We start from the raw sequence: 11020 nt of genomic DNA on the forward strand, positions 1-11020 counted from the left end.
GCAGACCCCGGACGCCCCCGCCCCGCAGCCCGCCGCCGGGCAGGGCGGGGACGCGCCCGAGCAGGCGGCCGTGCGGGCCGGGGAGCCGTTCCGGACGAAGATGTTCAGCGTGCCGGGCCTCGGCGAGGGCGCGTCCGGCCGCCGCTCGCGCGCCCGGACCGCGCACGGCCGTACCACCGGCGCCCAACGCCCGCGCGGCCAGCTGACGAAGCTGCACCTGGCCGCGACCCTGCACGCGGCCGCACCGCACCAGAAGGCGCGCGGGCGCAGCGGCCGCGGGCTCGTCATCCGCAAGGACGACCTGCGCCAGGCCACCCGGGAGGGCCGCGAGGGCAACCTCGTGCTGTTCGTGGTCGACGCCTCCGGCTCGATGGCCGCCCGGCAGCGCATGGGCGCGGTCAAGGGTGCCGTGCTGTCACTGCTGCTGGACGCCTACCAGCGCCGCGACAAGGTCGGCCTGATCACCTTCCGGGGCACGGGCGCCGACCTCGCCCTGCCGCCGACGTCCTCGGTGGACGCGGCCGCAGCCCGGCTGGAACGGCTGCCGACCGGCGGCCGCACCCCGCTCGCCGCCGGCCTGCTGAAGGCCCGTGAGGTGCTGCGGATCGAGCGGCTGCGGGATCCCGGCCGCCGCCCGCTGCTGGTGGTCGTCACCGACGGGCGGGCCACCTCGGCCGGCGCCCTCGCCGGCGACGCCCGGGCGCTGGCGGCGCGCAGCGCCCGGCTGCTGGCGGCCGACGGGCTGGCCTCGGTGGTCGTGGACTGCGAGACGGGGCCGGTCCGGCTGGGCCTGGCCGGGGCGCTGGCCGCGGACCTCGGCGGGCCGGCCGTGACGCTGGAGGGGCTGCGGGCCGACGCGCTGGCCGGGCTCGTGAAGAACGTACGCACGTCGGCGATGTCGCCGTCGTCATCGCACACCAACAGGAGGGCCGCGTAATGCCGCAGGGACAGCCGACCGTCATCCCGAACGACGGACTCACCACCCGCCAGCGCCGCAACCGCCCGCTCGTCCTGGTCCACACCGGGCCGGGCAAGGGCAAGTCGACGGCGGCGTTCGGGCTGGCGCTGCGCGCCTGGAACCAGGGCTGGCCCATCGGGGTGTTCCAGTTCGTCAAGTCGGCCAAGTGGAAGGTCGGCGAGGAGAACGCGCTGAAGGTGCTCGGCGCCTCCGGCGAGGGCGGCAGCGTCGTCTGGCACAAGATGGGCGAGGGATGGTCCTGGGTCCAGCGGGACGCACAGCTCGACAACGAGCAGGCGGCCAAGGAGGGCTGGGAGCAGGTCAAGCGGGATCTGGCCGCCGAGACGCACCGGCTGTACGTGCTGGACGAGTTCGCGTACCCGATGAAGTGGGGGTGGATCGACGTCGACGAGGTCATCGAGGTGCTCCGCGACCGGCCGGGCACCCAGCACGTGGTGATCACGGGGCGTGACGCGCCGGAGAAGCTGATGGAGTTCGCCGACCTCGTCACGGAGATGACGAAGGTCAAGCACCCGATGGACGCGGGCCAGAAGGGCCAGAAGGGCATCGAGTGGTGACCTCGCAGGTGTTCGGCGTCCCGCGCCTGGTCATCGCCGCGCCCTCGTCGGGCAGCGGCAAGACCACCGTGGCGACGGGCCTCATGGCGGCCTTCGCGGGGCGCGGGCTGGCCGTCTCCCCGCACAAGGCCGGCCCCGACTACATCGACCCCGGCTACCACGCCCTGGCCACGGGGCGGCCGGGGCGCAACCTGGACGCGTATCTGTGCGGGCCGGAGCTGGTGGCTCCGCTGTTCGCGCACGGGGCGGCGGGCTGCGACCTCGCGATCGTCGAGGGTGTGATGGGGCTGTACGACGGGGCGGCGGGGCGCGGCGAGCTGGCGTCGACGGCGCAGGTCGCGAAGCTGCTGCGGGCGCCGGTGGTGCTCGTGGTCGACGCCTCCTCGCAGTCGCGGTCGGTGGCGGCGCTGGTGCACGGGTTCGCGTCGTTCGACCCGCAGGTGCGGCTCGGCGGGGTGATCCTGAACAAGGTCGGGTCCGACCGGCACGAGGCGATGCTGCGGGAGGCGCTGGAGGAAGCGGGCACTCCGGTGCTGGGCGTCCTGCGGCGGGCGCCGCAGGTGTCGGCGCCGTCGCGGCACCTGGGTCTGGTTCCGGTGGCCGAGCGCCGGGCGGACGCGGTGGCCTCGGTGGCGGCGCTGGCGGAGCAGGTCCGGGCCGGCTGCGACCTGGAGGCGCTGCTGGCGCTGGCCCGGTCGGCGCCGGCGCTGGACTGCGCCGTCTGGTCGCCGGAGCTGGCCCTGGCCGAGGCGGATGCCCGTGGGCGTGCCGCGGCCCCGGCCGACGGGCTTGCCCCGGCCCCGGGCGCGGGGCGGCCCGTGGTCGCCGTTGCCGGTGGCGCGGCGTTCACGTTCTCGTACGCCGAGCACGCCGAGCTGCTCACCGCGGCCGGCGCCGAGGTCGTCCCCTTCGACCCGCTGCGCGACGAGCAGCTGCCCGAGCGCACCGCGGGCCTGGTGATCGGCGGCGGCTTCCCGGAGGTGTACGCCCCCGAGCTCTCCGCGAACGAGCCGCTCCGCAAGGCCGTCGCGGACTTCGCGGCGGCGGGCGGGCCGATCGCCGCCGAGTGCGCGGGGCTGCTGTACCTGGCGCGGAGCCTCGACGGGAAGCCCATGTGCGCGGTGCTGGACGCCGACGCGCGGATGTCGGAGCGCCTGACCCTCGGCTACCGCGAGGCGGTGGCCGTGTCGGACAGCTCCCTCGCGGCGGCCGGAACCCGGCTGCGCGGCCACGAGTTCCACCGCACGGTGGTCGATCCGGGTGCCGGCGAGGCCCCCGCCTGGGGGTTCACGCATCCGGAGCGGCGTGTCGAGGGTTTCGTCCGGCAGGGTGTGCACGCCAGCTACCTGCACACCCACTGGGCGGCGGAGCCCTCCGTCGCCCGCCGCTTCACCGGAGCGGCGGCGGCCCGCCCGTGAGCTCATTCCGCCAGGCCCACCACGAGCCAGATCCCGGCCACGCCGCCCACCGTGCACAGCAGGGTGGACAGGGCGGGGTGCTCGTGGTGCGCCTCGGGCAGGATCTCGGCGGCCGCGAGGTAGAGCAGGGCACCGCCGAAGAAGCCGAGGTACGCCCCGAGCGGTTCCTCCGGAAGGGTGAACAGCAGAGTGGACGCCGCGCCCACCACCGGGGCCGCGGCGTCCGCCAGCAGCATCAGCTGGGCGCGGCGGCGGGCGTTCCCGTACACGCGGGTGAGGGTGTACGTGTTGAAGCCGTCGGCGAAATCGTGGGTGACCACGGCCAGTGCCACGGCGAGCCCCATCCCCCCGCCGACCTGGAAGGCCGCGCCCAGTGCCACCCCGTCGGCGAGGCTGTGCAGGACCATCGCCGCGGCCGCCGTGAGGCCGACCTGCGGGACGCGCCCGTTCTCGGCGCCGTGCGCAGCGTGGCGTACGGCGAGCAGCCGCTCCCCGACGTGCGCGGTGAGGAAGCCGGCCACGAAGAGCAGCAGGGCGAGCGGGACCCCGAACACCGGGTGGCCGGCGGCCTGCAGCGATTCGGGCAGCAGGTCGAGGCCGACCACGCCGAGCATCAGCCCGCCGGCCAGGCCCAGGACGAGGTGGCGGCGGTCGTTGACGCGCTGCGCCGTCCACCCGCCCGCAAGGGTCATCAGGAACGCGCCCAGCGCCACGATCACGGCCATGTGCCCCTGAATACCGACTGCGGGCCGCGCGTGCACATCCGCGCGCGGGCCGCGGGCGACGCACCATTGACGACTACGGAGGGGGCTTGATCCCGGTGGGTGACTACGCGACGCAGCTGGTGGTCGGGGTCGGCGGACGGGCCGGGGTGTCCGTGGCCGAGGTGTGCGCCCTGGTCGAGGAGACGCTGCGCGGGGCGGGGCTGTCCGCGGGTGCGGTGAAGGCGCTGGCCACGGTGGAATCGAAGGCGTGCGAGGCGGGGATCGCGGGCGCGGCGGAACGTTTCGGCGTGCCGCTGCTCAGCTACCCGGCCGAGCGGCTGGCCGGCATCGGCGTGCCGCACCCCTCGGACGCGGTGCGCGACGCCGCCGGGACCTCCTCGGTGGCGGAGGCCGCCGCGCTCGCGACCGGCGGGGAACTCCTCGTCCCGAAGCGGCGGTCGGTGGCCGCGACGTGCGCGGTGGCCACGGCGCAGGCGCACGACCTGCGGCACCACGGGGACGCGGAGGTCCGGGGCGACGGGGCGTCGCTGGTGGACCTCGCGGTGAACGTACGGGCGCACATGCCCCCGGCCTGGCTCAAGCAGCGCATCGCGGCTTCGCTGGACGCCCTCTCCGCGTACCCCGACGGGCGCGCCGCCCGCGCGGCGGTGGCGGACCGGCACGGGCTGCCGGTCGGGCGGGTGCTGTTGACGGCCGGGGCCGCGGAGGCGTTCGTCCTCATCGCGCGGGCCCTGGACGCGCAGTGGCCGGTGGTGGTGCACCCGCAGTTCACGGAGCCGGAGGCGGCACTGCGGGACGCGGGACACCGGGTGGAGCGGGTGGTGCTGCGGGCGGCGGACGGGTTCCGGCTGGACCCGTCGGCGGTGCCGGAGGAGGCGGACCTGGTGGTGGTCGGCAATCCCACCAACCCCACCTCGGTCCTGCACCCGGCGGCGGCCCTGGCCGCGCTGGCCCGGCCGGGCCGGATCCTGGTCGTGGACGAGGCGTTCATGGACGCCGTCCCGGGCGAGCGGGAGGCGCTGGCCGGGCGGACCGACATCCCGGGCCTGGTGGTGCTGCGGAGCCTGACGAAGACGTGGGGGCTGGCAGGGCTGCGGATCGGCTACGTGCTGGCCGAGCCGGAGGTGATCGCGAAGCTGGAGGCCGCGCAGCCGCTGTGGCCGGTGTCGACGCCGGCCCTGGTGGCGGCCGAGGCGTGCGTGACGCCGGAAGCGCTGGCGGAGGCGGAGGCCGCGGCCCGGCAGATCGCGGTGGACCGGGCCCATCTGCTGGCCGGGCTCGCCGAGTTCGAGGAGATCACGGTGTCCGGGGCGGCGGAGGGCCCGTTCGTGCTGATCCGGGTGCCGGGGGCGTCGGAGGTCCGCGCCCGCCTGCGGAACCTCGGCTTCGCGGTCCGCCGCGGGGACACCTTCCCCGGCCTGGACGACTCCTGGCTCCGGCTGGCGGTACGCGACCGGGCGACGACGGGCCGCCTGCTGCAGGCCCTGGACCACGCCCTCGCCCTGACGGCCCGCTGAGCCTCACCCGGACGGCCGCTGGACCTCACCCGGACGGCCCACGGAGCCGCCCTCCGCAGCCCGCCCGCGGCCTGTCCGCGGCACCGGCGGCCCGTCGGCGGCTCGTCGGTGGCCCGTCGGCGGCTCGTCGGGGCCCACGGAACGGTGGCAGGACTCTGACCTGCGGCGAAACGGAATGCGACGGGTGGGGCACGACTGGCGGTATGGGGCCGTGTGGGTGATGATCTGCGCATCGGCACGGAGTCACGGGGGGAATCCGCAATGAAGGCAGCCGCCAAGGCAGGCACGGCAGTGGCAGGACTGGCGGTGGTGGTGGGTGGCGCTGTGTTCGCCGCCCCGGCCCTGCTCGACCGGGGCGGGAAGGACGGCGGTGCGTCCGGTGAGCAGCGGCTCGCCGGCGGCAAGGCCGGCCAGGGCAAGGGGAAGGACAAGGACCGGACGGGGCCTGCCGCGCCGGCCGACGCGCGCCCGTTCACACTGCTCGCGACCGGCGACACCATCCCGTACCCGTCGATCATCCAGCAGGCGGCGGACGACGCGAAGGGCAGCGGCCAGAGCCACGACTTCCGGAAGATACTGGCCGGGGTCAAGCCCCTGGTGGCCGCGGCCGACCTGGCGATATGCCACCACGAGATACCGTACGGCCGGCCCGGCGGCCCCTACACCGGGTATCCGGCCTTCAAGGCCCCGCACCAGCTGGCCGACGCGTTGAAGGACGCCGGCTACGACAGCTGCTCGACGGGCTCGAACCACACCCTGGACGACGGCTGGGACGGTGTCGTCCGCACCCTCGACCACCTCGACCGGGTCGGCATCAAGCACGTCGGCTCGGCCCGCAGCGCCGAGGAGGCCAAGGCCCCGGCGGTGCTCTCCGCGGGCGGTGCCAAGGTCGCCCAGCTGGACTACACGTACGGCACGAACGGCATACCGGTCCCGTCCGGCAAGCCGTGGGCCGTCAATCTCCTCGACCAGAACCGGATCATCGCCGACGCGCGGGCGGCGCGGGCGGCCGGGGCGCACGTGGTCGTCCTCAGCATCCACTGGGGCACCGAGTGGCAGACGGCGCCCGACCAGCAGCAGCGCGATCTGGCGCAGGCCCTGACCGCCTCGCGCGGGCCGGACGGCCTCCCCGACATCGATCTGATCCTCGGCACGCACAACCACGTGCCGCAGCCCTACGAGAAGATCAACGGCACCTGGGTGGTCTTCGGTATGGGCGACCAGATCGCCAGCTTCTACGAGCCCGAGAAGCTGCGCGGCAACATGTCGTCGATCCCCCGGTTCACCTTCGCCCCGTCGGCCGCGCACCCGGGCCGGTGGGAGGTGGTCAAAGCCGAGTACCTGACCCAGTTCTCGGACCGGGGCGGTCCGTTCCGCGTGGTGTGCACCTCGTGCGTCGCCGACGGCGGCGGGGCCGGCGGGGCCGGGCGCTCGGAGTACGCCGCGGTCGACAGGCAGATCAGCGAGGCCGTGCTGTCCCGCGGGGCCGACAAGCAGGGCCTGCAGCACGCGACGCGCTGACCCGGCCCGCCCCCTCCAGCCGGGCCGGCGCCTCGCCGCGTGCTGCGGTGGTGCCGCGTCCGGTGCTACCGGGTGCGGCTGCGCCGGGTCAGGACGAGCGCGACCGCTCCGGTGCCGAGCAGCACCAGTGCTCCGCCGGCGACGTACGGGGTGAGCGAACCGGCGCCGGTCTCGGCCAGGTTGGCCTCAGCGGCGATGCTCGACCCGGTGCCCGAGGCTCCGGTCTGCGGCTTGATGTCGGGCTGCCCGCCCGTGTCGGCGGCGGGCCTGGGGCCGGGGCCGGCGGAGGGGGGCGGCCCGGCCGGGGACTCGCAGCGCGACTCCGCGAGGACGATCTCGCCGTCGACCTGTGCCACGTTCAGGTTCAGCGGGTTCACCGACACCTTGAGGCGGAGCGCGGCCGCGGCAGCGGTGGTGGAGGTGGTCTCCTTGGCGGAGAGCTCCAGGTCGACCAGGCCGACCCCCGGGATCTCCACCTTGGTCGGGCCGCCGGCGGACAGGGTGACCCTCTTGCCGAGCACGGTGGCCGCGCCGAACACGTTGGCGTCGGCCTGCGGCTTCTTCCCGGCCTCGCACACGGCCTTGGAGGTGACCTTCTCCACCTCGATCAGGGCGAGCGCGGGCAGCCCGGGGACGTGCACCCTGGCGTGTGCCAGGTTGGCCTCGGCGACGGCGCGCTGCCCGTCCGCGGTGGCCTTGGAGGTGGCCGCGTCGGCGCGCAGCACGCTGACCGGCTTTCCCTCCTCGGCCCCGTCCACGGCAACGGTGAGGGCGGTCTTCTCGGCGGTCGCCGGGGCGCTGACCTCGTTCAGGGTGGTCTTCAGCGGGACGTGCACGGCCTTGTTCAGCAGGCCCACGTCCAGTCCGGCGCGCAGCACGACGGCGCCGGCCTTGCCCTCGCCCCCGCCTGCGCGGGAGGCGGAGCCGCCGCCCGTGGCGGCGGCGGGCGGGGCGGTGAGCAGGGCGACCGCTCCTGCGGCGAGCAGGGCGGCCGCGGGCGTGCGGAAGGTGTTGCGGTTCACGTGGGAAACCCCCAGGGAGACGGGAGCCGCCGCGCGCCAATGGGGGACATCGCGCCCGGACGGCCTACTACCCCCGGAATCCTTTACGCACGGAGAGTGAAGGGAGAGCCACCCGAGGTGAGTTCATCCCAACGGGTGGTTTCCCTGCACGTGTTCGATTAGTTGCGCCCCGCAAGGCACGGGGGGTCATTTCCGCCACACGTACATACGAGCCACCCTCCCCCTGGAGCCACGATCGGGCACTCATAACGACCCCCGGGGCATCCGGGTCACACGACGTCAATGACGCCGTCAACCACGATGTCAACCGGCAGCGTCAACCACCGTGCGCCCCGCTCAGGCGCGAACCGTGCCGTTCACGACCACCCGGAGCGGCTGCGCCAGCGCCCGTACGTCGGCCCGCGGGTCGGTGCCGTACACCACGAGGTCCGCGGGCGCGCCCTCGGTGAGCCCCGGCCGGCCGAGCCACTCGCGCGCCGCCCACGTCGTCGCCGACAGGGCGTCCAGCGGCGGGATCCCGGCCCGCACCAGCTCCGACACCTCGTCCGCGACCAGGCCGTGCGGCAGGGAGCCGCCCGCGTCCGTGCCCACGTACACCGCGATGCCCGCGTCCCAGGCCGCGCGCACGGTGTCGTACCGGCGCTCGTGCAGCCGCCGCATGTGCGCCGACCAGCGGGGGAACTTGGCCTCGCCGCCCGCCGCCAGCTTCGGGAAGGTGGCGATGTTCACCAGGGTCGGCACGATCGCGACCCCGCGCTCCGCGAACAGCGGGATCGTGTCCTCGGTGAGCCCGGTGGCGTGCTCGATGCAGTCGATGCCCGCCTCGACCAGGTCGCGCAGCGAATCCTCCGCGAAGCAGTGCGCGGTGACCCGGGCGCCCAGCCGGTGCGCCTCGGCGATGGCCGCCTCGACCTCGGCGCGCGGCCAGCAGGCCGTCAGGTCGCCGGCGTCGCGGTCGATCCAGTCCCCGACCAGCTTCACCCAGCCGTCGCCGCGCCGCGCCTCGCGTCCGACGTACGCGACGAGGTCGGCGGGCTCGATCTCGTGGGCGTAGTTGCGGATGTAGCGGCGGGTGCGGGCGATGTGCCGGCCCGCCCGGATGATCTTCGGCAGGTCGTCCCGGTCGTCGGTCCAGCGCGTGTCGGAAGGCGAACCGGCGTCGCGGATGAGCAGGGTACCGGCGTCGCGGTCGGTCAGCGCCTGCCGTTCGGCGGTCTCCGCGTCGACCGGGCCGTGGGCGTCCAGCCCCACGTGGCAGTGCGCGTCGACCAGACCCGGCAGGACCCAGCCGGACACCGTGGTCGTCTCACGGGCACCGGCCGGGCGCTCGTAGGAGATCCGACCGCCGACCACCCAGAGCTCGTCGCGCACGTCGTCGGGTCCGACGAGCACCCGCCCCTTCACATGCAGCACGTCATCGGTCATGCCCGCACTGTACGTGCGCGGCCGACGGGCTCGTCCGGCACCCCGGCGGTCGGGCGCCGCCGGGCGGCTGTCGCCGTGCGGGAACCTCGCCCGCCAGGCCGCCCTCGGCATGAAGGCAGTGGGTATCGATCCGTCCCCCGCGCAACCGGCCAAGGCCCGTGAGCGCCGGCCGGGCGTGGACGGCATGGAACTGCACCGGGGCGACGCCGTGACCTGCCTCGGGGAGACGTCCACGGTCATCGACGCGGCCTTCAGCGTGTTCGGCGCAGCCTGGTTCACCGAACCCGTCCTCCCGGCCCCCCGTACATGACCGGCGGACCGTGGGCACACTCCTCGTCCGGGCCGTTCGGGGAGACAACCCGGACGGCCCGGACGAGAGAAGCCCCCGGAACCACCGCCCGCCCAGGGGCGGCGAGTACAGGGGCTCTTGTGGCTCGTTCAGCCGCGCAGCGGCCCGCCTTGCCGCCGAACAGGCCAGTCCGCAGGAGAAGTCGATCCGGGGTGGTGTCCGCTACCTACGCCCGGGGGACGGGGCAGGCGCCTTCCGGGGTGCAGGCGTCGGCCGTCGTCGGGGTCGGCTCGACCGGTTCCCGGCCGGCCCAGGCCTGCTCCAGGGCGCGGGTGAACACCTCGGCCGGCTGGCCGCCGGAGATCCCGTAGCGGCGGTCCAGGACGAAGAACGGGACGGCGTTGGCGCCGAGTTCGGCCGCCTCCCGCTCGTCGGCCCGTACCTGCGCGGCGTACGCGGAGCCGTCCGCGAGGACGGCACGGACCTCGGCCTCCTCCAGCCCGGCCTCGACGCCGAGCGCGAGCAGCACCTCGGGGTCGAAGACGGACCGCTCCTCGGCGAAGTTCGCGCGGAAGGCCAGGTCGAGCAGTTCCTCCTGGCGGCCGCGGGCGGCGGCCAGGTGCAGCAGCCGGTGGATGTCGAACGTGTTGCCGTGGTCGCGGCCCTCGGTGCGGTACTCCAGCCCCTCGGCACGGGCGGTCGCCGCGACGTGCTCCTCCATGCCGCGCGCCTCGTCGAGGGTGCGGCCGTACTTCTTGGCGAGCATCTCCACGACGGGCGCGGTGGCACCCTTGGCGCTGTTGGGGTCGAGCTCGAAGGACCGGAAGACGACCTCGACCTCGTCGCGGTGCGCGAACCCGGCCAGCCCCTTGGCGAAACGGGCCTTGCCGATGTAGCACCACGGGCAGGCGATGTCGCTCCAGATCTCGACGCGCATGTTCCTTCTTCTCTCGGTTCAGGTGGAGGCCCCGACGGAGGGCCGAGGCGGTTTCGCGTTCAACCACTGCCCGGAGCGTCTCATTCCCCGGACATCAGCCCGATCTTCAGCACGAGCGTGAGGTGCGTGCCGGAGCGGCGGACGGCGGGGTCCGGGCGCCAGCCGTGGCGGGCGTAGAAGGCCTGGGCGCGGAGGTTGTGCTCGTACACCTCCAGCCGGACCCGGTCGACGCCGGCGGCGCGCCAGGCGTCGAGGCAGGCGGCGTGCAGGGCGGCGCCGATGCCGCGCCGCCAGTGCACCGGGTCGACGTGGAGCTGGGTCAGGGTGGTCTCCCCCACCGCGGTGCGGAAGGCGGCGACCCCGGTGAGCCGGCCGTCCTCCTCGGCGCACAGCACCCTCCCCTCGGCCTCGCTGCGGGCCACGGCGCGGGACCAGCCCTCGCGGGACGCCGCGAGTTCGGCTGCGCCCGCGTAGGCCTGGGCGGGGAGGCGGCCCCGGTAGTAGGTGGCACGGGCCCGGGTGTGCAGGGCCGCCATGGCATCGACGTCGGCGGGCTGCGCGGTTCTGATCATGGAGCGTGAAACGCGCCGGGAACCGTGGCGGTTCCCGGCGCGCGGGGCGGTGCGGGGC

Annotated in this window: 11 protein-coding genes; 6 read left to right on the forward strand and 5 right to left on the reverse strand. The window is 75.0% G+C overall.

The window, feature by feature from the left end:
• The 3 genes from HYE82_RS27870 to HYE82_RS27880 form a co-directional block, all read left to right on the forward strand.
• Window positions 1-937, forward strand: a 937-nt coding sequence (locus tag HYE82_RS27870) for a VWA domain-containing protein (RefSeq protein WP_179176930.1), incomplete at its 5' end; no start/stop codon positions are given.
• Complete coding sequence (gene cobO / locus HYE82_RS27875) at window positions 937-1536, forward strand: cob(I)yrinic acid a,c-diamide adenosyltransferase (RefSeq protein WP_179176931.1); 600 nt, start codon at window positions 937-939, stop codon at window positions 1534-1536. The genes HYE82_RS27870 and cobO, both read left to right, overlap by 1 nt.
• An 8-nt stretch (window positions 1537-1544) precedes the next feature.
• Window positions 1545-2954, forward strand: a complete 1410-nt coding sequence (locus tag HYE82_RS27880; protein ID WP_179176938.1) for a cobyrinate a,c-diamide synthase — start codon at window positions 1545-1547, stop codon at window positions 2952-2954.
• 2 nt (window positions 2955-2956) lie between these two features.
• On the opposite strand, the gene HYE82_RS27885 is transcribed toward HYE82_RS27880, so the two are convergent.
• On the reverse strand, window positions 2957-3679 hold the full coding sequence (locus HYE82_RS27885) for a ZIP family metal transporter (RefSeq protein ID WP_179176932.1): 723 nt from the start codon (window positions 3677-3679) through the stop codon (window positions 2957-2959).
• Between the two features lie 95 nt (window positions 3680-3774).
• Here HYE82_RS27885 and cobC point away from each other — a divergent pair, with 95 nt between their 5' ends.
• Complete coding sequence (gene cobC, locus HYE82_RS27890) at window positions 3775-5196, forward strand: Rv2231c family pyridoxal phosphate-dependent protein CobC (RefSeq protein ID WP_309144470.1); 1422 nt, start codon at window positions 3775-3777, stop codon at window positions 5194-5196.
• A 261-nt stretch (window positions 5197-5457) separates the two neighbouring features.
• Entirely contained in the window at window positions 5458-6717 is a 1260-nt protein-coding gene (locus HYE82_RS27895) for a CapA family protein (protein ID WP_256987804.1), read from the forward strand.
• Between the two features lie 65 nt (window positions 6718-6782).
• Here the strand turns inward: HYE82_RS27895 and HYE82_RS27900 are convergent, their stop codons facing one another.
• Together HYE82_RS27900 and HYE82_RS27905 are read right to left on the reverse strand one after the other, a co-directional pair.
• On the reverse strand, window positions 6783-7739 hold the full coding sequence (locus tag HYE82_RS27900) for an SCO1860 family LAETG-anchored protein (RefSeq protein WP_179176933.1): 957 nt from the start codon (window positions 7737-7739) through the stop codon (window positions 6783-6785).
• Window positions 7740-8075: 336 nt separating this feature from the next.
• On the reverse strand, window positions 8076-9164 hold the full coding sequence (locus HYE82_RS27905; protein WP_179176934.1) for an amidohydrolase family protein: 1089 nt from the start codon (window positions 9162-9164) through the stop codon (window positions 8076-8078).
• Between HYE82_RS27905 and HYE82_RS27910 the strand changes: the two genes are divergently transcribed.
• The gene (locus HYE82_RS27910) at window positions 9163-9474 is read left to right on the forward strand and encodes a class I SAM-dependent methyltransferase (RefSeq protein ID WP_179176935.1); all 312 of its coding nucleotides are present in this window, start codon (window positions 9163-9165) and stop codon (window positions 9472-9474) included. The two genes, HYE82_RS27905 and HYE82_RS27910, sit on opposite strands and share 2 nt — an antisense overlap.
• A 205-nt stretch (window positions 9475-9679) precedes the next feature.
• On the opposite strand, the gene HYE82_RS27915 is transcribed toward HYE82_RS27910, so the two are convergent.
• The gene (locus HYE82_RS27915; RefSeq protein ID WP_179176936.1) at window positions 9680-10390 is read right to left on the reverse strand and encodes a DsbA family oxidoreductase; all 711 of its coding nucleotides are present in this window, start codon (window positions 10388-10390) and stop codon (window positions 9680-9682) included.
• 80 nt (window positions 10391-10470) lie between these two features.
• Window positions 10471-11020, reverse strand: a 550-nt coding sequence (locus tag HYE82_RS27920) for a GNAT family N-acetyltransferase (protein ID WP_306439641.1), incomplete at its 5' end; no start/stop codon positions are given.

Origin of the sequence: Streptomyces sp. BR123 (genome assembly GCF_013401435.1) — a bacterium.
Taxonomy (GTDB): Bacteria; Actinomycetota; Actinomycetes; order Streptomycetales; family Streptomycetaceae; genus Streptomyces.